The organism is Capnocytophaga sp. oral taxon 864, assembly GCF_002998835.1.
Taxonomy (GTDB): Bacteria; Bacteroidota; Bacteroidia; order Flavobacteriales; family Flavobacteriaceae; genus Capnocytophaga; species Capnocytophaga ochracea.
This window is the reverse complement of record NZ_CP027232.1, coordinates 2,600,560-2,625,612: the sequence shown is the minus strand read 5'-3', so window position 1 is coordinate 2,625,612 and position 25,053 is coordinate 2,600,560. Positions and strand designations below refer to the sequence as shown.

The 25,053-nt window shown below is 42.5% G+C and carries 13 protein-coding genes; 4 read left to right on the top strand and 9 right to left on the bottom strand.

Features of this window, described 5'->3' with window-relative positions; all coding sequences use genetic code 11:
- Positions 1-5 precede the first annotated feature (5 nt).
- The 9 genes from C3V44_RS11725 to C3V44_RS11680 form a co-directional block, all read right to left on the bottom strand.
- Positions 6-788, bottom strand: coding sequence for a DUF481 domain-containing protein (locus C3V44_RS11725; protein WP_106096585.1), 783 nt, complete (start codon positions 786-788; stop codon positions 6-8).
- Positions 789-1,761: 973 nt separating this feature from the next.
- Entirely contained in the window at positions 1,762-4,563 is a 2,802-nt protein-coding gene (locus C3V44_RS11720) for an ABC transporter substrate binding protein (RefSeq protein WP_106096584.1), read from the bottom strand.
- On the bottom strand, positions 4,538-5,416 hold the full coding sequence (locus C3V44_RS11715; RefSeq protein WP_106096583.1) for a carbohydrate kinase: 879 nt from the start codon (positions 5,414-5,416) through the stop codon (positions 4,538-4,540). The genes C3V44_RS11720 and C3V44_RS11715 overlap by 26 nt, the downstream gene beginning before the upstream one ends.
- A gap of 191 nt (positions 5,417-5,607) precedes the next feature.
- Positions 5,608-6,774, bottom strand: coding sequence for a sugar MFS transporter (locus tag C3V44_RS11710; RefSeq protein WP_164996619.1), 1,167 nt, complete (start codon positions 6,772-6,774; stop codon positions 5,608-5,610).
- A gap of 67 nt (positions 6,775-6,841) precedes the next feature.
- Positions 6,842-9,058 carry a GH32 C-terminal domain-containing protein gene (locus tag C3V44_RS11705; RefSeq protein ID WP_106096672.1) on the bottom strand — a complete coding sequence of 739 codons (2,217 nt, stop codon included), beginning with the start codon at positions 9,056-9,058 and terminating at the stop codon, positions 6,842-6,844.
- A 361-nt stretch (positions 9,059-9,419) separates the two neighbouring features.
- Positions 9,420-10,877 carry a glycoside hydrolase family 32 protein gene (locus C3V44_RS11695; RefSeq protein WP_106096581.1) on the bottom strand — a complete coding sequence of 486 codons (1,458 nt, stop codon included), beginning with the start codon at positions 10,875-10,877 and terminating at the stop codon, positions 9,420-9,422.
- Positions 10,878-10,999: 122 nt separating this feature from the next.
- Entirely contained in the window at positions 11,000-12,379 is a 1,380-nt protein-coding gene (locus C3V44_RS11690; RefSeq protein ID WP_106096580.1) for a DUF4960 domain-containing protein, read from the bottom strand.
- Entirely contained in the window at positions 12,366-14,036 is a 1,671-nt protein-coding gene (locus C3V44_RS11685) for a RagB/SusD family nutrient uptake outer membrane protein (protein WP_009422056.1), read from the bottom strand. The genes C3V44_RS11690 and C3V44_RS11685 overlap by 14 nt, the downstream gene beginning before the upstream one ends.
- A gap of 37 nt (positions 14,037-14,073) precedes the next feature.
- A complete protein-coding gene (locus tag C3V44_RS11680; RefSeq protein ID WP_106096579.1) occupies positions 14,074-17,217 on the bottom strand; it encodes a TonB-dependent receptor in 3,144 nt (1,047 codons plus the stop codon).
- A gap of 392 nt (positions 17,218-17,609) precedes the next feature.
- Here C3V44_RS11680 and C3V44_RS12090 point away from each other — a divergent pair, with 392 nt between their 5' ends.
- The 4 genes from C3V44_RS12090 to C3V44_RS11665 all read left to right on the top strand — a co-directional run bounded on the left by C3V44_RS12090 (position 17,610) and on the right by C3V44_RS11665 (position 25,018).
- Positions 17,610-17,843, top strand: coding sequence for a dihydrolipoyllysine-residue succinyltransferase (locus C3V44_RS12090; RefSeq protein ID WP_164996590.1), 234 nt, complete (start codon positions 17,610-17,612; stop codon positions 17,841-17,843).
- A 329-nt stretch (positions 17,844-18,172) separates the two neighbouring features.
- Positions 18,173-19,261, top strand: a complete 1,089-nt coding sequence (locus C3V44_RS11675; RefSeq protein WP_106096578.1) for a bifunctional 3-deoxy-7-phosphoheptulonate synthase/chorismate mutase type II — start codon at positions 18,173-18,175, stop codon at positions 19,259-19,261.
- Between the two features lie 88 nt (positions 19,262-19,349).
- The gene (locus tag C3V44_RS11670) at positions 19,350-21,662 is read left to right on the top strand and encodes a TonB-dependent receptor domain-containing protein (protein WP_106096577.1); all 2,313 of its coding nucleotides are present in this window, start codon (positions 19,350-19,352) and stop codon (positions 21,660-21,662) included.
- 2 nt (positions 21,663-21,664) lie between these two features.
- Complete coding sequence (locus tag C3V44_RS11665) at positions 21,665-25,018, top strand: SusC/RagA family TonB-linked outer membrane protein (protein WP_106096576.1); 3,354 nt, start codon at positions 21,665-21,667, stop codon at positions 25,016-25,018.
- Positions 25,019-25,053 lie beyond the last annotated feature (35 nt).

Here is a 25,053-nt window from a genome sequence, read left to right as displayed (position 1 = left end):
GGAAATTAGAAAGAAATATTAAGCCCTACTTCAAGCGAATGATAATCTTTTTTTATAGGTACAATAGGGGCAGAGTCGTAAATAAGTCGGTAGGTACCAAGTATACCTATGGTAGGCGTAATATTGTATTTGAGGTCGATAGCCCCACCATAGCGCGCTTCCTTAAAAGTACTATCAGGTCTAGTTTGATGAATGGCAGTAGTGGTAAGCTCCCATTTTTCACCTATTCGAAGTTTATAACTGAGCGACAAATGACTTTTGATACTGCGACTGTAAGCATAAGTAGCCTCAACGTTATCGGGAGCAGGATATTCCCATTTTTCGTATTCAAAGAAGAAGCCCACCGCAGCAAACATCAGCGAGGATTGAGTATTCAGCAACCGATAACGCGATTGTAAGCCGGTAGAAATCTTGTGGTTCATTCCCCTGCTCTCTGCCCATTGCGACTCAGCATAAGGATACACCTCAAAAGCGTGGTCTAACAGATAGCGGTACTCCATATGCACATAGCCACCACTTAATATTACTTGACTACCATAAGTAGATAATTCAAACTTGTTAATTACATTAATAACCCTATTGCGATTGATAAACAAGTTGAGATTAGCCGTATTTTTAAAAGTGAAGACATCTTCTTTTTCGGTTTTAAAATCCAAGATAGGCATTAGGCTCCCTTGCAGAGTTTTGGTGCTGTCTATCGTCATAGTAAGGTTTTCAGAAAAAAGCATTTGTGAATAGACAGAAGCCGAAGACAATAGCGCCAATAACATATAAAGTAATCGTTTCATCGTTTTTAAGCATATATTTAATAAGGCGCAAAAGTAGAAAATCAATCGCGAATACACAAAAAAATCTCATTTAAAACCAATGCTTCATACCTTTTTTATAACAATTTTCCAAGAGAAGTTTTTCACCACATTACCCTCATCATTCATCACTCGTCATTCATTTTTTCTTCCCTTTTCCGTCATCACATTCCCCCTTTGAACGGAAGTCCGCGAGAGCGGAGTATGTGAATAGGGGGAGGTTTCTTTTGATTTTCCGTCATACTCCCCCCTAGTACCTATGGCCTAAGGCCTAGTGCCTATTCCCTTTTCTTTCGTCTCGAAACCCCGCTTTTAACATTTTTTTCACTATTGTATTACAGTAAAAATCAACTACTTATATACCCTTTCTATACCAATCGTCCAAGATTCGTATAAGCTTCCTATAAGCTCTCTATAAGCTAATCATACCCTCCTCACAGCCTTTTTTCATCAAAAATTCTCTTAACCTCCTTCTGAAAATCTCCGTTTTCTTCCGAATACTCCTAACAGTCCCAACCTATCGCTTTTTCATCTCAAAGTTTTTGTCCGTGCGACACACACCTCTCCATTAGCTAATTTCCAAATTTTTTAATTTGCTAATTCTCTCATTTGCTAATTAATCTCAGTTATATATAATACTGATTTACAGCTATGTTTACATTGTAATCTGTAAAATCCAGCAACGCAGTTGCCAATTCGTGCCCACCATATTTTTCAATTATCAATTGTCAATTATCAATTGTCAATTGAAAAACTATCCGTGTAATCTGTGTGTAGTCTGCGAGCTGGCATAGCAGAGTATGTCTTTAAAGGCAACTTGTTGCCTATTTGTTTGATTTTTTCAAAGATTTGTAAGATTTCTGTAGCGTAAGCTACACTTTCCTTACATCAAACTCGCATTAATAAAAAATTATCTGGGAAAAATCAGTGCAAGATTTTAAAGCAGTCTATAACACTACCTAATCCGTTCCAAGTACTCTGTCGGACTCTCGTTGTAAAAATCTTTAAAGCATTTCGCAAAGTAGGAAGGAGAAGAAAATCCTACTTCATAAGCAACTTCCGAGATGCTCTTGGCTTTGCTGTTGAGCAACTGCTTAGCGTATTTTACTCGTATAGTGCGAATAAGCTCATTAGGCGAATAGTCAGTGAGCGATTTAATTTTGCGATATAAGTTAGAACGCGACAAACCTAAGGCGTCGGCTATTTCGTCTATATTCAGTTCAGGATTGGCGATAGAGTTCTCTACGTAATGCGTAAAATCAGTGATAAACTGCTGTTCTACCTTACCTAAAGTCTCTTGTTTAGTTTCGTTCAAGAGGAAATTACTAAAACTCTCACGTATCTTCTTACGGTTTTCTATGAGCTTGCGCACCCGTGTTTTCAGTAATTTTATGTTGAAAGGTTTCGCAATATAGGCATCGGCACCACTCTCAAAACCTACTTGCTTTTGCTCGTCTAACGCATAAGCGGTGAGCAAAATCACAGGAATATGATTAGTAGCCACGTTAGTTTTTATCAACTGACATAAATCGAAGCCATCAGTCTTGGGCATCATCACATCGCTGATTACTACATCGGGGAGGTGCTTTTTAGCTACTTCAAAGCCTTCTTCACCGTTTTCAGCTTCGATAAGGTTATAGTCATCGCTGAGGATATATCGAATAAACTGACGCATATCCTCGTTGTCTTCCACAATCAGTACAGTAGGTTTCTCCGAAGCCGTTGGAGAAGCCGGTAGTTTGAGCTTCTCGGTAGGTGCGGGCAACGAAGGCAATAAGTCGAGATGGGTTTCTATGTAATTGCTGTCGTATACCGCTTTTACCGATACTTGTTCTTGAGTGAAAGGCAGGCGAATGACGAAGGTTGTCCCCTCCCCTTCTGTACTCTCTACGCTGATGGTACCGTTGTGTGAGGCTACTAAGGCTTGTACCAAAGCCAAACCTATACCCGAACCTTCGCTATCGGGATTTATTTTGTAGAAGTGTTCAAATACCTCACTTTGTTTGTCTTTCGGAATATATGAACCGCTATTGAACACACGTAGCACAGCTACTCCTTCTTTGGAGGGGGTTAGGGGAAGGTCTTCTTTTTCTAACGACACGGTGATACTTCCTCCTTGAGGTGTAAATTTCAGTGCATTAGAAAGCAAGTTGAAGTAGATTTTCTCTACTTTTTCCTTATCGAAAGCCATTTCAAAAGAAGTATCTTCGGCAAGAAACTGAAAGTTGAGTTTCTTTTGTTTGATACGGTCACTAAAAAAAGAATTGAGTTCAGTAAGAAACCGTTTTAGGTTGCCCTTAGTGAAGTACATTTGCATCTTGCCATTCTCATAACTGCGGAACTCAATTACTTCGGAAATGAGATGCAAAAGTCGGTTGCTGTTCTTTTTGATGAGGAATAACAAGTCTTGTTCTTCTTTGGGAAGTGAATTGTGAGCCAAAAGCGTCTGCACAGGACCTAAGATAAGCGACAGCGGTGTTTTAAACTCGTGAGAAATATTGGTAAAGAAAAGTAATTTGGCTTGGGTCGCCTCTTCTAATTGCGCCGAGATTTCCTCCAAGCGTTCTTTCTGTTGTTGCAATTCGGTAGCCTGACGTTTGATTTCTTCGTTTTGTTTTTCTAACAGATTATTAGCACGACTCTTAGTGCGATATGCTCTGATAGCTATTGCCAAAAATATGGTAATCAAACCAATAGCAATAATAGAAATATAGAAGAGTGTACGCTGAGTAGTATGCTGAATAAGGCTCTCACTCAGCTGCTGATTGATATCCTCTATCTTAGCTTGTTTCTGAGCAATTTGCTCTGTTTGCAACTGTAAAATACGCACGTTACTCTTGTCCACCACAGCGGTATTGAGAATATTCTCGCGCTCAAAAGGTTGTTTATGGAGTATTTTCATTGCAAGGTCAATAACCTTTTCTCCTCCCGTAGGATAGATAAACGAAGCGTCTTGCACATTGTTCTCTATATTGCTAATTCCTTCTTGTTGTAGTGCATCTACCCCTATGATAAAGGGTATTTTACCGTTGAATTGCATCGCTGCTTCGTGAGTACCCGCTGCCATTGGGTCGTTCATCGCAAACACAAGGTCGATATTGGGGTGTTGCTGAAAAAGTTGTTGCATTTGCACTTTGGCATCTGCTTTGAGGAAGTTGCCCCAGGTCTCGGCTACTATTCGCACCTCAGGAGCATTCTTAAGGGCATCTACAAAGCCTTTATGGCGTTCCGCATCGGAGGTTGAGCCTTTGGTACCACGCACTTCGGCAATATTGCCTTTACCTTTGAGAATACCTATCGCATAGTGTCCCGCTTCTTTACCTATTTGGTAGTTGTTAGCTCCCACATAGGCAGTATAACTCTCAGTAGCGATTTTCCTATCTACCAAAATCACAGGAATACCCTGCTGGTAAGCTTTTTCAATAACTGGTGTACACGCTTCCGACTCGTTAGGCGAAACGACGAGCACATCTACCTTTTGTTCTATGAACCACTCTATATCGGCAATTTGTTTAGGAGTATCGTCTTTCACACTGCGAATCAGTAGCTCAGTATTGGCTTGGTAAAGGGCTACTTCACGTTTGAGCTCCTCGTTCATCGTTTGTCGCCAAAGGTCTTCACTGCACTGCGACACCCCTATTACATAACGGGGGTTTCGCTCCCTTTGGCAAGCAAGGCAAGCAAAGAGAGCGAAATATAAAAAAAGTATATGATACTTCCTAAAAGTCATTTTATCTAAACAACTCCAAATGAGCATCGGCGAGGCGAGGCATCGCACCGTGTTGCTGACATACGTAAGCCGATACTTCTACCGCCAACTGATGCGATTGGGCAATACTGCGACCATTGAGGTAAGAGGCTACAAAGGCAGCCGTGAACGAGTCGCCAGCTCCTACCGTATCGGCGATGGTAACCTTAGGTGTCCCTAAGAACGATTTTTCATTAGGCGTGAACACATAGCTACCTCTTGTACCTTGCGTTAAGATGAGGAATTTGAGATTGTATTTCTCCAATAGGCGCTTACATACCTCCTCATCAGTTCCTTGCAAATTGAACATTTCAGCCACTTTCACTATCTCCTCATCGTTGATTTTTAAAGCGGTTGCCTTGTCTAACGAATCGGCAATTATCTCTTTGCTGAAATATTTCAAGCGGAGATTGATATCGAATACTTTTAAACTCTCGGCAGGCATTAAATCTAAGAACTTGTGGATAGTAGCGCGCGATATTTCACTGCGCTGCGCTAACGACCCGAAGCACACGGTATTAGTGTTCTTTGCTAAGTTCTCAATACGCGAAGAGAATGGAATATTGTCCCACGCTACATTTTCGCTAATCTCATAGGTAGGCACCCCGCGACCGTCTAACTGTACTTTTACAGTACCTGTGGGGAAATCAGTCTTCTCAATGATGTAGTTGAGTTCTTTTTCTTCTAAACTTTTTAGTATTTCCTTACCGAGGAGGTCGCCTCCAATGGCACTCACAGCATAGCCGTTGAAACCAAATTGCGACACGTGGTAAGCAAAATTAGCGGGCGCACCACCTAATACTTTTCTTTCAGGGAAGACATCCCAAAGGATTTCTCCCAATCCTACTACTGTATTTTTCATTGTATTGTATATTATCCTCTCCCCTGCCCTTCCCTTGGGGGGAAGGAGGCGAAAGTGTTGTTGTTAATTCTTTTTCAGCGTACAAAGTTATAAATTCTTTTTGAGATTTCCTACTAATAGTAATAAATACTATCAGTCATCAAACTTTTCTGACTAATCCGACTTATACAATTTGTAGGACTCTCTAACGACTAATTGTTAGCATTTGCTTTGAGTCGGGTGCTCATTAGCAACAGATATAATACTCCTATGCTGAGGACAATAAGGGCTCCTATCTGTGAGCCACTCATCGCATCGGAGGCTAAGCCCATTGCAAAAGGGAAGATAGTACCGCCAAAGAGTCCCATAATCATTAAGCCTGATACTTCGTTTTTCTTAGTAGGATTCTGCAAGAGGGCTTGCGAAAAGATGATTGAGAATACATTGGAGTTGCCAAAACCTACCAAAGCAATAGCAGTGTAGAGCATTGTCTTATCACTGAAAAAGAACAGTATCGCCATTGAGGCTACCATACAAAGCACACTAAGGGTAAAGAAACTCTTAGGTGATACTTTGGTGAGAATATAAGCTCCTGACAAACATCCTATGGTACGGAACAAGAAATACCAGCTGGTGGCAAAAGAGGCTTGGGTAGTGGTAAGCCCTAAACGTTCCATAAAGATTGTAGGTGCTGAGGCATTAACTCCTACATCTATCCCTACGTGGCACATAATACCAATGAAACACAAGAGTACATAAGGGTTAGCAAGCAGTGCAAAACACTCGGCAAAGGTGGCATTCTTGCTGTCGTTTTTCTCTTCTTCAATATGGGTAGCTCCAAGCCACAAGAGGGTTACTACCGAAATAGCTACAAAGAGCAGGAAGAAGAGTCGCCAATCATTGAATTTATCAAAGCAAAAACTCATTAGCAAGGGGGCAGAAAACGAGGCTATTGCCTTGATAAACTGACCAAAAGTGAGTGAACTTGCGAGTTTGTCGCCTTTTACTATGGCTGACATTAGCGGGTTTAACGATACTTGCATCAGTGTGTTACCAATACCAAGCAAGGAGAAAGCTACCAGCATAGTGGTATAATTGTAGCTGATAAAGGGCACTACCATTGCTAAGATGGTAATCACCAAGCTGAGGAGTACAGTTTTACGACGACCTATTTTGCTCATCAGTACGCCTGTGGGTACTGAGAAAAGTAGAAACCAAAAGAATACCATTGCAGGGAGCGCTTTGGCGGTGGTTTCGGTCAAGCCAAAATCGTCTTTTACAAAGTTAGAGGCGGCGCCTACAAGGTCTACGAAGCCCATACAGAAGAATGATAGGAGTACAGGTAATAAATATTTTAGATAGTTGTTATTCTGTTGCATACTATGAATATATTATTAGTCTCACACACTCCCCTCTCCTTGTGAGAGGGGCAGAGGGAGAGGTTTATTATTTCAATTTATAGACAGTTACATTTTTAAGAGTGAGGGTACCTTTGCTGGTGTTGAAACGGAGAGTATTGTATACTTCGGTAGGGAATACCGCATTGGTTTGTACTACTTCGCCGTTGTTCACAAAGAGCTCGGTTGAGGCTTTGTCTACTAACAAGCGTACAGTATAGCTTTTCTTAGCTACCATTGGGGCTTTGATAGGCGTTTCAGCAAAATTGGCATTGAAAGCTACACTGCTCTTACTGCGGTCTACCGATAGAGTTTTATTAGCGCCATCAAATAGGTATTTGATAGTTTCACCTTTGGCGTTCTCGAGAGCAAAGCTAAAGCTATCGGTCTCGTTAGGGGTTACCGTGAAAGTGAGTTCATAAGCTCCTTGATTATTGGGCAAGAAGTTTTCGAACGTTATAGCATCAGAGGTGTTGGTACGTGTTTTATCACCTAAAAGCACTGCTTCACGACGCAAGCTCTCCAACTCTTTTACGGGCTCACTGGCTACTACCAAGTGCTCGCCATTATGCACCAAACGCAAAACGCGGGCAACAGTCATCGCGCTACGGAAATTTTGAGTAGGGGTTTCATTGGCGTAATCCCAGTTGCTCATCCAGCCTATAAAGAGACGGCGACCATCGGTGGCGGGGACATTACTCCACGTTACGCCTGCATAATTATCGCGTCCGTAGTCTAACCAAAGCGGATAGTTCATAGTATCGGGGGTGAAGGTTTTGCCATCGAAATTACCGATAAAGTACTGAGTAGCACTTCCGCCGTTAGGTCCACCAGGGTTGATACTCACGAAGAGCACCCATTTGGTTTTTCCTTCATAAGTAAGCGGGAAGAGATCGGGGCATTCCCACACGCCACCGTGTCCGCCTAAACCTTCGCCAAACTCACTGAGGCGTGTCCATTCTTTGAGGTTTTTAGAACCATAGAAGGTGATAGTTTGGGTAGTGGCAAGGCTCATCACCCATTGTTTAGAGGGTGCGTGCCAGAATACTTTCGGGTCGCGGAAGTCGATGATATTGGCATCGGTGAGTACGGGGTTGCCTTCGTATTTGGTGAAGGTCTTTCCGCCATCGAGGCTATAAGCAATAGATTGTGTTTGGCGGTCGCCTGCTGAAGTGAAAATAGCCACCATAGCACCTTTGCCAAAGCCGGCTGTGTTCTCGTGGTCAATCACAGCACTGCCTGAGAAAATCGCTCCTAACTTATCGGGGGCTAATACAAAAGGCTTGTATTCCCAATTCACCAAGTCTTTGGAAACGGTGTGCCCCCAGTGCATATTGCCCCAGCGCGCTCCGTAAGGGTTGTATTGGTAGAAGAGGTGAAACACTCCGTCGAGGTATACCATTCCGTTAGGGTCGTTCATCCAGCCATATTGAGGGGTGAAGTGGTATAGCGGACGGTATTTTTCGTTGTAGTTGAAGTTATATTCAGCCGACTGTTTGATTTCGGCTAATCCCATATCAGTAGTTTTGGCAACAGCGAAAGTAAGGGTTACTTTCTTGCCTTTGTATGCCTCGATAGCGATAGGCACCCAGTAGTCTATTTTGTTTTGGGCAATGCGAATGGTCATTGGCTCGCCTATAAGGGTACCGTCTACCGATAGTTGGACTTTGTTTTCGGTTGCTTGGTCTTCTACAGGAATGAGCAGGTATTTGTCTTTGGCTTCAAAGGTACGGGTGTAATCAGTCATAAAAACGCTTTTTTGTTTGTTGCCTTGTTCGATTTGGTCGATGAGGATATGCCCCCAGCCACCGCGTTGGTTATCGACAATGCGGATAGTGGCTTTCTTTCCTTTATAGGGTTTTACGTCCCAAGTGAGCCATTGTAGGGTTTCTGTTTCGTAGAGAGAACGCGATTGTAGCACACTCTTTCCGTCTACCAAAAGCTCGATGTAGGTATCGGCGTGGGTACCTCCTCCTATGAGGAAGTTGATGTAATCGCGCTCGATGGTGAACTCTTTTGAGGTAAGCGCTCCACGAGAATCGTCGCCGTTGTTGAAGCTGTTGACAAGGTATTTCCCTTCAAAGCCTGTTACGGGCTGCTGACCGGTATAGCTACCCGTGGCGGGAGTCGCACCAAAGGCGTCGCCTTCTACCGTCCAATTGGCATAAGTACCCGATTCGAAGTCCTCGATGATGAGGTCATCAGTGTTTTGCTGGCAGGCAGTGAGCGTTAAGACTCCTAATCCTGCTATTAGTTTGTTATTCATATACTTTTTTATATCTCTTTTAATTAAAAGATGGTACAAATATACATTATTTTTATTTGAATTAGCAAATAAGTAAACTAATTCCTCATCTTCATTCCCTCTCACTAAGGAGAGGGAGGAAGCTGAGACTTATAAAGTAATGAAAGTATCTGTTTTTGAGGTAAAAGATAAGATGTTTATACCCGTCCTTCGCCTTAGGTTCGCTTTAGCTTCGCCTTAGACTCATCTTTTGTTCGTCTTTCCTTCGTCTTTTCTTCGTCCTTTGTTCGTCTTTCCTTCGTCTTTTGTTCGTCTTTTGTTCGTCTTTCCTTCGTCTTAGGTTCACTCTTCCTCCTTTTACCTTTTATCTTTTACTTTTTACCTAAAAAGTAAAGTTTGCTGTTCCGTTAGCAAAGATACCCCAAGGGTTTTGGTTCATCTTATAGCAACGGATAGAAAGGGCTACTACGTCGTTTACATAGATTGCTGCAGCCGAGCCTTCTTGCACTATTTTCACGGTGTATTCCTTGTTGGCGTTCACGGGGAGTTTTATGCTATTAATGGTAGCAGTACCTCCGTCTCTAATCACGCGGTTGAGTTGTAACTCTCCTTTGTTGAGGTTAAGCGTTACGCGGTAGGTTTCATAAAGGTTACCACAAGCGCCAAACATCACCCCAAACTCGGTGGCGGTATTGGCTTTTATTTTGGCAACTATCTTGTTGAAACCACTGCTAAGACGGTCGAACACACGAGTATTATTATCTAACGAAATGCTACCCAAAGAAGCAGATACCGCTTGTTTGCTATCAAAAGCGGTAGGCATTTTTACGTTGAGGGTACCATCGCTGTTTTGAGTGAGCTCGTGAACAGCCAAAGAACCTCCCCAGTGATAGGCGGAATTATCTTCGTAGTTGATACGTGACGGATTCCAGCCCCATATATAGCGGTGAGTGCCGTCGGTAGCGGTTTTTCCGGCATAGAACACACGGTCGTCTAAGTCTTGTTGTGCAGGGGTAATCCAATTCTTGTCACCCACACGACGGTATCTGTATTGCACACGGCGCACGCTTTCTTCGATGTTAGAGAATATTAAATACTGATAGTTTCCTTGTGTAAACACATCGGGACACTCTACCATAAAAGCACTGGGGTCAGTATAGAAGAAGGGAGTGTTCGGGTCTTTTGTCCAGTTCTTAAGGTCGGTAGAAGTGAATTGTGCTACGACACCTTTCCATACACCGCTTCCTATATCGGCACGGGTGCTAAGGAGCATCTTATAGGCATTTCCTTCTTTAAATACAATAGGGTCGCGGAACTCATTGGCATCGTACTTATCAGGAGCTCGGAAGGAGTGTTGTGTATCCTTTGTCCACGTTTTCAAATCGGTAGAAGTAGCCCAATAGATGATTTCTTTGGGGTCTAAATCGCCGTTATGCCCTGTGTAGAAAGCGTAATAGGTATTCCCATCTTTGAATACTGAACCTGTACCGAGGGCATCTTCGTGCGAACCATCAGCACCACAAGGGATAGCTTCACCATTATCGGTATAGTTCACCAAATCAGTAGTGGTAGCACTATACCAAGGGTGGAAGGTTGCAGGTGCTGGACGTTGGTCGTAGAGATAGAAGATATGGAACTTACCGTTGTCATAGAACGGCATAGGGTCTCCCACCCAAGCGTTCTTGGGCTGAAAGAAGTGCTTATAAGTGCGACCATAATCTTGTACGGCATAACAAGTAGAAGCATCGGGAGCCGCATTAGGGTCGTTACTACAATATTCCTTTTTTTCACAAGCTATTAAAGCGGTAGCACAAAGTGCCAATGTAAGTGTCTTTTTCATTGTTTATTAATTTAATTTTAACCCCTTTTTAATTATTTAACCTCCTCCTACTCCCCCTTTTTAAGGGGGAAGAAAGGACGGTTATCACATATACGTATGAAAAGAGGTATTTTATGTTTCTATTAATTTGCTAAATATTCTAAGGCGTTGGCAGTGAGCAATTCTATATTGCCCTTATAAGCATTGGCAGGTGAATTGTTTTCGTTATACCAGTCGTAAGCTTCACTACCTATACAAATAGTGCGACCTGCATTGCCTCGTTTGAGGTATTCAAAGATAACAGCGCGATTGCTCATCGTTACGTCCCAATGCAAACTTGCTAATATTTTAGAGCCTGCAGCAGTTTGCCAACCTGCAGCATTATGTTCATAATCTCCCCAATCGAAGTTCCAAATAGCATTATGTCCTTTTGTATTTGTTCCTTTAGAAAGAAAGAAGGATATATAATCAACCCCTGACTTTTTAGTCAATCCTTTAAACAATGGGTGGTTTTCATTGCCTTTGTAGCAAAGTGACCAATCTTCACCTACTGTAAATGGAACGTTATTTTCTCCCCACATATTATTTACTACCTTGCCGTCTAAGGCGATACCTAAATCGACTACATATTGTACTGCCCAAGAAGACAATAAGAACGAACCACCGGCAGCATAGAATTGTTTCATCTTGTTTACGACAGCATCTGCTTTGGCTTCAGCAGGCAACTCTTTGTTGTTATCCCAATGCCACCAAATCACTTTGTAGTCGTTGAGATTAACTTTGCCTTCCTTGATGTCGCTAAACGAAATGTATTTAGCAGTGTCGTAATTTTCGGTAAGCCAAGTGTAAGCTGCTTTCTCGTCTTCATCGGCTATAGCAGATGCACTGTTAGCTGTACCTACAAAGGCAATAGGTGCAAAGTTAGTAGGGATAATCTCTACGCTATACACAAAGCTTTTCTCACGATAACTCATAGTATAAGTAACGCTTTGAGTAAAGTTTTGGGTAACTCCCGAAGCAGGGCTCACAGTAGCATTAGGTGTTGTGCTGAAGGTAGGGGTAAGCGCAGTAAGACTTTCACCCTTAGGGTATTTCACACTTATCTTACCCGTACTGTGGTCAATCGTAGCTTTGTATTTGCCAATAGCAAAATTCTCTAACTGTGGATATTGAGCGGTAACAGTGTAATCCCAATAGAGGTTACCATTAAAAATGCGGTATTTGGCACCTTTGCTCAAATCGACATTCGTTCCCGCAGTAGGCACTGAGGTAGCTCCCTCGGGCAATGAGAGAGAGGTGGTCATTTTGGTAAGATCGGTATTCCAAGGAGCGTACACCGTGATAGTTTGTTTCTCCTCGTCTATAATCCCATCGATACCATCGGCTTGAAAGGCATTAATTTTTGCCTCTTTGTCGTTAATAAGTTCGCCTTCGTGCTTTTCGTCACAGCTGAGTAAGCCAAGCAAAGCTACTACACTGAGGGCGAGTTTGTGTACTATTGTTTTCATATTAGAATCCTGCATTTTGTTTGTAAATACCTTTTACATACCCTATTTGGTTTTGTGGAATAGGGATATACTCATTTTTATTTTTAGTGAAATAAGCACTGCTGAATATCGCTGGACGACGTGTTTTCTCTTTAGTGAAATAGTCGTTGAGTACTTGGTCGGCGATACCCCAGCGTACAAGGTCGAAGAAACGAGAGCCTTCCATAGCAAACTCTAAACGGCGTTCCCAACGGAGTGCTTTGCGAGCAAATTCTTGATTCCAAGTACAGTTTACACCATTTTGATATACAGCTATATCAGTATTGGTAGCGTAAGGAATCATAGAAGTACTTTGTTTAGCGCGTTGGCGCACTTGGTTAATAAGTGACAAGGCTTCATTGCTACGGTTGAGTTCGATAAGAGCTTCGGCACGCATTAGGAGTACATCGGCGTAACGGATAAGAATACGATTCTTAGAGTTACCGCGGAAAGGGTTGATATTGCGGAAGCAAGAGCAAGAAGGGTCTACGTTCTCTTTGAGTGATGCATAGAAACCGTACACATTGCTATTGCGATTCCAATCATTCTTATAAATCAACTCGGCATTGTACTTATAAGGCAAACCAGGTAAGGCAACAGTGTGGAACAAACGAGGGTCGGCTTTATCACTAGTAGCGTTGTAATCGTTGTTGTTGAAGTTATCGAAATCGGGCAAGCCATTCACTGTTTTGAAGGCATTTACCAAATTCTGACTTGGTTTATGGAAATCACAGCAACCTAACTTTTGTGGAGCAGAGAGTTGATCACCCCAGTTGAGGCGTCCGTACTGAGTACCATCGTCCACTGAGTATTGTACCGCAAACATAGATTCTTTACCATTTTCATAGCCACCGGGGAGGAAGTTAAACGCAAAGTCATCTTCCAAACCATAAGAAGAACCTAATGCAAAACTTGTATAAGTAAGTACCTCTTGCAAATCTTGGCTATTGATACCTGTTACACTATTGTTTTCTGATTGGCGATACGCTTTGTACAAATAGGCTTTAGCTAAATAAGCTGCTGCTGCATATTTATCAGCTCTACCTTTTTGAGGTTGGGTATTAGGCAATAAATCGTAAGCTTTTTTGAAATCGGCTACTATTTTTTGCCATTGTTCATCATTAGGCAAAGTGTTAGGGGTGGTTTCGTAAGCACTATCAGGTGTATTCTCATCTACAAAAGGAATATGCCCAAAGATAGTTTTCAACACGAAATAGAAATGACCTCGCAAGAAATACATTTCGCCCATACGCGATTGACGATTTGCTACTTCAGCATCGGAAGCCTGTTGCAAGGCTTTCAGAGCGGTATTGGTACGCGAAATAGCCATATAACACATAAACCAAAAGCGGTCAGCTTCACCAAAAGTAGGGTCGATATTCTGAGCGATTTCATAGAAATGGAAATGCTGGATATCGCTCACGTCTTGTCCGCCTTTATAAGCGTCATCGGCACGTACGTTACCGTAAATCCAAAGACTAAAAGGTACATCGTAGTGGTCGTTACCCAAAGACGAATAAGCGGTAGTTACCAACTCATCGGCTTTAGAGATAGCTTCTTTCTCGGTCATAATCCCTTGTGGATTATCGTCTAAGAAGTTGCAACCTGTAAGTAGAGTTGCAAATATTGTGGTGGTATATATTATCTTTTTCATTTTATTATTATTTATCAGACGTCAGACTATTGATAATTTAAAAGCTAGCATTCAATCCCATAGTGAATGTTATTGGGATAGGATAGCCATAATTAGGGTTTTCAGGGTCTTTACCTGTAAACGATTTGCTCTTGATAGTAAAGAGATTCTGACCGCTTACATACAAGCGCAACTTGCTGAGCTTAATTCTTTCGGATACTTCTTTAGGTAAAGTATAGCCTAACTGTACGTTACGAAGTTTTAGGTAAGAGCCATTCTCTACATAGTAAGTAGACATACGCCCTTCGTTATTATCATCGGTGTAAGCTACACTTGGAATATCGGAATCAGGATTGGTAACGGGGTCGAAAGCATCGAGCAAACGGCGACCTTTATTGGAGTAGGTATCCACCACACTCCAAAAGTCAGTATGTTTTTTCACATCGTTGATAATATCGACATTCTGTACGCCTTGCAAGAAGAGGGTAAAATCGAAGTTTTTGTACTCTAAGTTGAGATTGAGACCGTAGATAAAATCAGGGTAAGGAGACCCAATCCAAGTGCGGTCGTCTTCGTTTACTACTCCATCGTTATTCAAATCGCGGTAGCGGATACGACCAATATCTTTACCGTTTTGTATAGGGTGCTGATCGAGTTCTTCTTGGGTTTTGAAGATACCATCAGCTACATAACCGTAATAAGATTGATAAGGACGACCTAAGATATTATCCCATTTACCATTTCCGCCGTAAGCATTGACTACAGATTCTGGTAATTCAGTAACTTTATTTTTATTGGTTGAAACGTTGGCATTGATATCGTATTTGAGTCCGCCTTTGGTCTCGTTACGATAACCTACTGATACTTCCCAACCTTTATTTTCCATACCAGCACCATTTACCCATTGGGTAGCACCTTCACCCTTGATACCTGCATAAGGAGGTTCTACCAAGATGTCTTTGGTCTTTTTGATATAGTATTCTACTGAACCGTAGAGATTGTTATTAAAGAAACCGAAGTCTAACCCGAAGTTGGTTTGTGTGGTAGTTTCCCATTTGAGATTTTTGTTACCGAGACGACTGCGACGGAAACCAGAAGCTAACTGACCAGAGCCTTTTCCTTCGATATCGTAAGAGGTATTCCAAATACCTGTTCCAGACCAAATATAGTCGCCTGTTACCCCATAGTAAGGATCGTAAATATCGTAAATAGAGTAGTTGCCGATTTCTTGGTTACCGTTTTGCCCCCAACCGAAGCGCAATTTGATTTCAGAAACGGTATTGCGAATATTCTCCATAAAGGCTTCTTGAGAAAGACGCCAACCCAAGTTGAAAGCAGGGAAAGTACCCCAGCGGTTATCTTTGGCAAAGCGAGAAGAACCATCGTGACGAAGGGTAGCTGAAGCAAGGTATTTGTTATCAAAAGCATAGTTGATTTTTCCGAAGAAAGAAAGCAACTTATAACCGGTAGCTCCACCACCTCCTGTAATACCTCCTGTAGCGAGATTAGGCCACATATATTCAGGAGTTTCTAAGGCAAGAGTAGTTCCTTTTACAGAGAAGTTTATATCATCTTGTGAGAACATTTCCATACCTGCTAAGGTTTCAAATCGACTCTTGCCAAGCTCGAAGTCGTAGGTAGCTGTATTTGCCCAGTTCCATTTTGTCCAGTGAGATTGTTCGAGTTGAGAGAAGGTTTTTTCTTTGCCTTCTTCCATAAAACCGGAAATATACGAATGGTTGAGTGTACGTTTATAGAAATTACCGTAATCTACCCCAAAGTTAGAACGGATATTGAGCTTATCAATAGGTTTAATGTTTACAAAAGCATTCCCGAACATACGCCAGTAGTTATAACGATTATTCTTATTGTCGTTTACTAAGCGAGCAGGGTTCTGACGGTCGGGTAAACCATTTACAGGACCTCCCCAGTGCTTACCGTCTTGAGTACGTACCGGAATGAAAGGTACGGCTATCATTGCTGCTTCGGTAATTTGGTAAGGTTGCTCTACCTCGCTGGTACGGTTTACAGTGAAGTTTTCACCTATGGTTACTACATCGCCAAAGAGTTTGTAATCGGTATTGATACGAGCAGAGAGGCGAGAGAAATCGGTATTCTTTACCAAACCATCGTTGTTATAATAGCCTAACGAAAGGAAGTAGTTACCTTTATCAGTACCATTGGTAACCGAAAGGTTATAAGATTCAGTTACCCCCATACGAGTGATTTCCTTGAACCAATCGGTATTAGAAGGGAGCATAGGGCTTCCTGTTTTATCAAAATACTGACGTGGATAGTACAAATTATTAAGGGTGCTGTGACCATTGGCATCGGTAGTATAATCGTAGTGAATACCTAAAGCGTTTTGGTTAGGGTCGTTACCACGGTTTACAGCTGCTTTCCAAAGCACTTGTGCATACTCATTAGCATTGAGCATCTTCATACGAGAGTGAAACATCGAAACGGTAGTATAATGGTCGAAATCTACCTTTAACACTCCGTTTCTACCTTTTTTGGTAGTAATAACGATAACCCCATTGGCAGCACGTGACCCATAGATACTTGCTGCCGAAGCGTCACGCAACACTTGTATACTCTCGATATCGTTAGAGTTCAGCTCGTGCATACCGCCCTGAGTAGGTACTCCATCGATGATATAAAGAGGGTCGTTGTTATTAAGTGTACCGATACCGCGAATGCGAATGGTAGCTTTACCAGCGGGACCACCGTTATCGGTTACTTGCATACCAGCTACACGACCTTGGAGGGCTTTCATAGGGTTGTTTTCGGCAGTAGACATCATCTCGTTTACCTTTACTACTGATACTGCACCGGTAAGGTCGGTTTTACGTTCGGTACGATACCCTACAGAAACGGTAACTCCTTCGAGAGTCGTCACCTCTTCTTCTAAACTTACGTTTATTTCCTTGCGTCCTTTCACGGCTACGGTTTGGGATTTGTAGCCTATATAAGAAAAGACCAAACTATCGGTGGCTGCAACGGGTTGAAGGGTATATTTCCCGTCGAAATCAGTAGAAGCACCTACTGTTTTGTGCTTTACCACCACACTTACACCCATCATAGGGCTGTTGTCGGATTTTGCTTTCACCACCCCTTTTACTTGTTGGGCGAAAAGAGCGCCCGAACAATTGCAGAGCAAAAGCGATAGTAAAATGCGCTTGTTTATCTTTCTACTCATCATATTGGTATTTGTTTTTTAACAATTGGTTTAATTTTCTTCGCATTGATGAAAATGCGATGTTTTTTCGGAGGCAAAGGTAAGGCAAAAGAAAGCATAGTACTATCAAAAATCGGTCAAACACTATCAAAATTGTGGCTAATTTTTGATAATGAAGAAAAATATATAAAAGTTAATTGCTTAACTATTATATATTTAAATATTTTTGATAGCAGATGAGTAAAAAGTGATAGGAGGAAATTTCTATTATTTTCGTTTGTGTATTTAAAAATTATAGTAATCTTAAAGAAAATGATTAATGAACAAAGGGAACCTACCCTCCTTATCACCTCTCGCTGAGGAGAAACTACAACGACGGTAATACGAACAAAGGGTGGCTCTACAGTGGCTCTACAGTGGCTCTACAGTGGCTCTACAGTGGCTCTACAGTGGCTCTACAGTGGCTCTACAGTGGCTCTACAGAGGCTCTACAGTGGCTCTACAGTGGCTCTACAATGAACAAAAGACGAAGAATGAACGAAGGAATAACGAACCTAAGTAGAAGGAAAGTTGAAGCTAAGGTAGAGATAAAAAGAAGGTTATTAGTGGATTTCAACTTTGCCAAAGGTGCGAGCCACACGGGCAGATAGTGCGAGCCGCACGGGCAGATGGTGTGAGCCACACGGGCAGATGGTGTGAGCCACACAGACAAATGAAAAAATTAGCAAATTAGCGAATTTGGGAATTAGTAAATGAGAGTGCGAGTGGCACGGGCAAATCAAGAATGAACGAAGGTAAGAAAAAACTAAGGTAAAGGTAAGTGATTATAAAGATAATTGTTAAAGATTTGAAAATGGGTATGTTTTACTTTTTCGCTGATTTATCAGTTGATAATGTAGAGTTTTTTGGTTTTTCATTACTTATTCTTTAGTTTTTTGTATCTTTGCCCTTTGACAACTAAAAGAATAAGACCCATAGAATGGAAATAACCAAAGAAAATAGACAGTGGCTCGATGATTTACACCTTAACCACCCCGTAGTAATTGCTGGACCTTGCAGTGCTGAGACTGAAGAACAAGTGCTGAAAATAGCACATAGCCTAAAAGATACTGATGTATCTTTCTTCCGTGCAGGTATTTGGAAACCTCGTACCCGCCCAGGTATGTTTGAAGGTGTAGGAGCGTTAGGGCTCAAATGGCTACAACGGGTAAAAGAAGAAACGGGACTCAAAACGGCTACCGAAGTAGCCAATAAAGACCACGTGAAGCTTGCCTTGGAGCACGATATTGATATGTTGTGGATAGGAGCGCGCTCTACTGTGAGTCCGTTTATTATTCAAGAAATAGCCGATGAGCTAGAAGGCACTGATAAGATTATCTTGGTAAAAAATCCTGTAAATCCCGATCTTCCGTTATGGATAGGAGCTTTGGAACGATTACAACGCGCAGGCATCAAAAACTTGGGGGTGATACATCGCGGATTTTCTACTTACGAAAAGACCAAATACCGCAATATTCCTGAATGGCAATTGGTAATTGAACTGCAAAACAAGTTCCCTGACTTGCCACTTATTTGCGACCCTTCGCATATCACCGGCAAACGCGATATGATTTTTGATGTATCGCAAACGGCTCTCGACTTGAACTTCGATGGCTTAATGATTGAAACGCACTGTACCCCTGATGCTGCGTGGAGTGATGCAGCACAACAGATTACCCCTGAACGCCTCATACAAATAATGAGAGATTTGCGCATTCGCGAGGCTTCGGTAGCTGAGGAAGACTATGTGAGTCAGTTAAGTAATTTACGTTCGCGCATTGATATACTGGACAACAAATTATTGGATTTACTCAAAAGACGTATGGAGGTAGCCGATGAGATAGGAATGCTGAAAAAAGCGAATAATGTAGCGATTTTGCAAAACCAACGTTGGCACGAAATTCTTGGCAAAATGATATCAGAAGGCGAACAACGCAACCTAAGTGAGGATTTAGTGATTCAGGTATTTAAGGCAATTCACCAAGAATCTATCAACCGCCAGGAGAGAGTGGTAAAGAGTGAAAAGTGAAGATGATTCCAAAAAGTAAATTATCTATCTTTTTTATTTGGTTTGTTTATAAATAATATATACCTTTGCACCGATTTTTTGATACCTTATGAAAAAAATAAGTATTTTTATACTTTTACTCTTATTCTTTACCTCCTTTGCTGTAGCACAACAAGGAACCCAAGAAAAAGATTCTGTACACTACTTAGAAGAGGTTACCGTATCGGCGCAGCAAATATTGGGTAGCAAGTTTCAGGCACGCAACCGCACGGGCTCGGCGTATTACATCTCTCCTCAAGAAATTCAGAAAATGGGCTATACTGATGTCAACCGTATGCTCAAAGCAGTCCCTGGTGTGAATGTGTACGAAGAAGATGGCTATGGCTTGCGTCCTAATATCAGCTTGCGAGGCACTAAGGCAGAACGAAGTGAGAAAATCACCCTAATGGAGGATGGTATTTTGGCTGCCCCTGCTCCCTATGCTGCCCCTGCGGCTTACTATTTTCCTAATGCCGCGCGTATGCAAGCAGTAGAGGTGGTGAAAGGCAGTAGCCAAGTGCAATACGGTCCGTTTACTACCGGTGGGGCTATCAATATGGTGTCTACGGCTATCCCAACTAAATTTTCTGCAAAACTAAACGCTACTTGCGGCACGAATAATACCCTTAAAACGCATATCAACGCTGGTGACAGCAAAAAACACTTCGGCTATATGGTGGAATACCTCCGCTACCAGTCCGATGGTTTTAAACATTTTGAAAACAAACAAAATGCAGGCTTCAAACGCAACGATTGGGTCGCTAAATTCAAAGTGAATACGGCTAAAACCGAAGGGGCTAACCACTCTTTTGAGCTGAAAGCGGGCTATGCCGATGAGGATTCTAATGAAACTTATGTAGGTCTTACGCAATCCGATTTTGCCCGAACGCCTTTCCTGCGCTATGTAGGTTCTCAAAAAGACCACCTCACAACTCGCCACACTCAGTGGGTGGGCACTTACTTACTTCAGTTTTCTAACCGACTAAAATTTACTACTCACTTCTATTACAATACCTTCTTCCGCAATTGGTACAAACTTGAATCGGTGAAATACGGCACTTCAGCCAACGAAAAACGCACCATTGGGCAAATTCTGTCCGACCCCGAAACTAATGCTCCTTATTTTGATATACTTTCAGGTAAAACCGATAGCCGCGTGTTCTACAACGACTACGAGCGCCTTAAAAACAACCCTGGACTCTTTGTGCGCGCCAACTACCGTAACTATTTCTCTCGTGGTGTGCAAACCAAAGCTGAATACAAAGCGATATGGGGCAATTGTTATTTAGACAACGAGTGGGGGCTGCGTTACCACACCGATGAGGAAGACCGCAACCAGTGGGACGATATCTATGCAATGAAAAACCAGCAAATGCAATTGCTCTGGAAAGGGCTGCAGGGCAGTCAGGCGAATAAAATTACTCGTGCCAATGCCTTAGCGGCTTATTGGCTTTCTAAACTGACTTACAAACGGCTTACCGTAACTGTGGGCTTGCGTTTTGAGCATATAGAATTGTTAGAAAAAGATTACACTACTGCTGATACCCGCCGTACAGGGCAAAAACGCATAGAAACCACCAATGTAGCCAATGCCGTGATACCCAGTTTGGGGTTGCACTACAATCTTTCCGATGGGTTGTCTGCTTTTGCTGGTGTACACAAGGGTTTTTCACCCCCAGGGGTAAGTAAAGAAAAGCGTGTGATGGACAGAAATGGCAATATTACCCTACTCACCGAAAACCAAAAACCCGAAAGCAGTATCAACTTTGAGGCGGGCTTGCGTGTGAATTACAAACAACTAAAAACTGAATTGATAGGTTTTTACAATAACTACAGCAATATGTTGGGCAGTGACCTTGCGGCTATGGGCGGTACAGGTACCCTCGAACAATTCAATGTGGGGGAAGCTGTCGTGAAAGGAGCTGAGTTTATCGCACAATATCAGCCATTCCCTGAGGAATCTCCTATAAAAACCCCCTTACAACTCTCCTACACTTTTACCGATACCGAGATGAAAAACTCTTTCGAGAGCAACTCTTGGGGGCGAGTGATTGCAGGCGACGAAATCCCTTATATCAATCGCCATAGTCTCAACTTGAGTATAGGAGCTGAGTACAAAAAATACGAACTGAATATAGGTATTCGTTATAATGGCGCTGTGCGCACTGAACCAGGGCAAGGACTTATCGCCGAACGCCATAAAATTCCTGCCTATACCATTATCGATGTTGCTGCTAAAGCGCATTTTGCACGCCATTTTACCCTCACCCTAAATGCTATCAACCTTACCAATCGCACTTATTTGGTATCCCGTCACCCTTCAGGATTGCGCCCAGGGCATCCTTTAGGTATTTTTGGCGGTATCATTTACAAAGTAAATTAACGATGAACAAACTGTCATACATATTCCTTTTTCTCCTCGTAAGCCTATCTGCTAGCGCTCAAACCTTTACCCTCAAAGGAACGGTAAAAGAAACCAATGGCACTCCGCTGTTGGGCGCGACGATAGTGGTGAAAGAATCACATATAGGCACCAGTACCGATATGGAGGGGCATTTTAGCATCAAAGCGCAGATAGGGCAAACTCTTGAAGTGAGTTATGTGGGAATGAAAACCCAACGCTTCAAAATCAAAGGAGAGAGCCTGCAAATCGTACTCCAAGAAGAAGCCCAAGCCTTAGAGGGAGTAGTACTTACGGGCTACCAGAAAATACAAAACCGCGTATTTACAGGGGCAGCTGCTTCGGTGAAGATGGACAATATCAAAATGGAAGGTGTTGCCGATATATCGCGTATGCTTGAAGGGCGTGTAGCAGGGCTTTCTATCCAAAATGTAACGGGGTCTTTTGGCTCAGCACCGCGCATCAATATTCGCGGGGGGGCTTCTATCATAGGTAATGTACAACCGCTTTGGGTAATCGATGGGGCGATTTATGAAGATTTGGTGTCCCTCAGTCTTGACCAGTTGATTTCTGGTGATGCGATTACCTTAGTGAGCTCGGCTATTGCCGGACTCAACGCTACCGATATAGAGGATATACAAGTGCTGAAAGATGCATCGGCTACTTCTATGTATGGAGCGCGCGCCCTCAATGGGGTGATTGTTATTACAACCAAATCAGGCAAACGCGATACGCCTAACCACATTACGTATAGCTACGAACAGAGCTTCCGCACCATTCCGTCATATAAAGATTTTGACTTGCTGAACTCGCAAGAAACGATGTCGCTCTTGCAAGAGATGAACAGCAAAGGCTATTTCAATTTGCAAAACACCCTTTACGGCAGGCGCAGCGGCATTTACTACCAGTGGTATAAGGACGTGAGTACCATCAACCCTAATACCGGCAATTACTACTACCCCAATACGCCAGCAGCTCAGGCTGCCTTTATGAAAGAACGCGAATACGCCAATACCGATTGGTTCAAACATCTTTTTTCTATCAACCCTATACGCAGCCACACTATTACTTTCAGCGGTGGCGGCAAGAATAGTACGAGTTATGCTTCGTTAGGTTATTATCACGACAGTGGCTGGACGATTACTGATAATGTGAAACGCATCACTGCCAACCTCAAAAATACTTTTTATATCAACGACCAACTGAAAGCTACCTTTACTGCCGTGGGGAATTTACGCAGTCAGAAAGCCCCTGGCACTTTTGCACAGCGTAAAAACACAGCTGTAGGTGCTTTCGAGCGTGATTTTGATATCAATCCTTTTTCGTATGCTTTAGGTACGTCGCGCACCTTGCGACCTAAAGATGCGCAGGGTAATTTAGAGTACTATCGCAACAATTGGGCGCCTTTCAATATTTTGGAGGAATATCGCAACAACTATATGAAAATCGATGTGCTCGACTTCAAAATACAAGCTGAAGCCTCTTACAAGGTCAATCCACATTTAGAAGTTACTGCCTTAGTATCAGCGCGCCAAGCGCAAACACAATCATCGCATTACATCACCGAAAATTCTAATGTTATCAAGGCGTTTCGTGCTAATGAAACCCCTCAGGTAGCCAATGATAATATCTATTTGCTCAAAAATAAGGACAATCCTTTAGCGCCTCCGCAAATAGCGCTCACCAATGGCGGTATTTTCAATAAAACCGAAACTTCTCTCAAAAGCTATATGGGGCGCTTGGCGGTTGATTACCACCGCACCTTGCACGAAGACCACGATCTTAAAGCCTTTGGTTTTGCCGAAATTCGCTATGCCGACCGCACTGTTACGCCTTTCCAAGGTTACGGCATTCAGTATGATCGCGGTAATCAGGTATTTACCAATCCGCTTATCTTTCAAAAGCTCCTCAACGAGGGCAACAACTATTTCGCACTTACCGAGAAGTACGACCGTGGCATCACCTTTTCTGCCAGTGGTACGTATGGCTATAAAGGCAAGTATATTGCCAATGCCGTGCTGAACTACGAAGGTTCTAACACTGCTGGTCGCGGTACGCGCTCTCGCTGGTTGCCTACGTGGAATGTGGGTGCGAAGTGGAATATAGACCGTGAACCTTTTTTCAACAGCAAAAATATTAGTACCCTTGCCCTGAGAGCCAGTTATGGGCTTACTGCTAAAATGAACGAGCAAGCGATAAATTCTTATAGTGTATTCCAAAACTATGTGCAAAACCGCTACCGCTTTAGCGATAGAGAGAACGCTTTGCGCTTGCTGCACTTAGAGAACCGCGACCTCACTTGGGAGAAGATGTATGAGCTGAACCTCGGTGTCGATGCAGGATTTTTTGATAATCGCATCAGTATGTCGGTAGATATTTATCAGCGTAATTCATTCGACCTCATCGACCTGATTCGCACCTCGGGCATAGGCGGTGAATACTATAAGTATGCCAATTTTGGCGATATGCGCACCCGCGGCATAGAGTTATCTCTGAATACCAAAAACATACAGCAGAAAGATTTCCAATGGGCAACTACTATCTCGTTCAGCTATATGAACCAAAAGATTACCCGTTTGCTCAACACCCCTAACACTTTTGATATGGTATCGGGTACAGGGCGCGGCAATATAGTGGGCTACCCTAAAGGCTCATTGTTTTCGTTTAACTATCAAGGAGTGAACCACCAAGGCTTACCTACTTTCGATTTCGGATTGTATCCGCTCAACAACCGCCCGAATGCTAATGTAGTAGGTGCTGATTTTCTTGATACAAAGTACTCAAAATCCTACCTTATCTATCACGGATCGGTAGAACCCAATGTGATTGCAGGGCTCTCTAATACTTTTACCTATAAAAATTGGGAAGCCTCTTTCTTTATCTCGGCTCAAGCGGGGAATAAAATCCGTTTGAACCCTACTTTCGATCCCGCTTTCGGCGATTTAAATGTCTTTTCTAAGGAATATTACAACCGCTGGTTGCATCCTTACGACGAGCTCCGTACCAAGGTACCCTCATTGCCTTCACAGAGTCTTATTGATCTCATTGGCAAGGAGAATATAGAGCGCGCTTATAATACATACAACTATTCTCAAAACCGTGTTGCCGATGGTAGCTTTGTGCGTATGAAAAGTATATCATTGGGCTACCGCGTACCTAAAAAGGCTTTGGAACGCTATGGTATGAGCAGCCTTACTGTGCGAGCACAAGCTACTAATCCATTCCTTATTTATTCCGATAGCAAACTCAACGGTCAAGACCCTGAGTATTACAAGTCTGGCGGTGTGTCATTACCTACCCCTAAACAATATACCTTGTCATTCCAAATAGGATTTTAATTAATTAACAATTAACAATTGACAATTAATAGTTT

Bases quoted from the DNA above. Each gene is read 5' to 3' on its own strand.
- C3V44_RS11725 (WP_106096585.1), bottom strand. From the start codon at position 788: ATGAAACGATTACTTTATATGTTATTGGCGCTATTGTCTTCGGCTTCT.
- C3V44_RS11720 (WP_106096584.1), bottom strand. From the start codon at position 4,563: ATGCTCATTTGGAGTTGTTTAGATAAAATGACTTTTAGGAAGTATCAT.
- C3V44_RS11715 (WP_106096583.1), bottom strand. From the start codon at position 5,416: ATGAAAAATACAGTAGTAGGATTGGGAGAAATCCTTTGGGATGTCTTC.
- C3V44_RS11710 (WP_164996619.1), bottom strand. From the start codon at position 6,774: ATGCAACAGAATAACAACTATCTAAAATATTTATTACCTGTACTCCTA.
- C3V44_RS11705 (WP_106096672.1), bottom strand. From the start codon at position 9,058: ATGAATAACAAACTAATAGCAGGATTAGGAGTCTTAACGCTCACTGCC.
- C3V44_RS11695 (WP_106096581.1), bottom strand. From the start codon at position 10,877: ATGAAAAAGACACTTACATTGGCACTTTGTGCTACCGCTTTAATAGCT.
- C3V44_RS11690 (WP_106096580.1), bottom strand. From the start codon at position 12,379: ATGCAGGATTCTAATATGAAAACAATAGTACACAAACTCGCCCTCAGT.
- C3V44_RS11685 (WP_009422056.1), bottom strand. From the start codon at position 14,036: ATGAAAAAGATAATATATACCACCACAATATTTGCAACTCTACTTACA.
- C3V44_RS11680 (WP_106096579.1), bottom strand. From the start codon at position 17,217: ATGATGAGTAGAAAGATAAACAAGCGCATTTTACTATCGCTTTTGCTC.
- C3V44_RS11675 (WP_106096578.1), top strand. From the start codon at position 18,173: ATGGAAATAACCAAAGAAAATAGACAGTGGCTCGATGATTTACACCTT.
- C3V44_RS11670 (WP_106096577.1), top strand. From the start codon at position 19,350: ATGAAAAAAATAAGTATTTTTATACTTTTACTCTTATTCTTTACCTCC.
- C3V44_RS11665 (WP_106096576.1), top strand. From the start codon at position 21,665: ATGAACAAACTGTCATACATATTCCTTTTTCTCCTCGTAAGCCTATCT.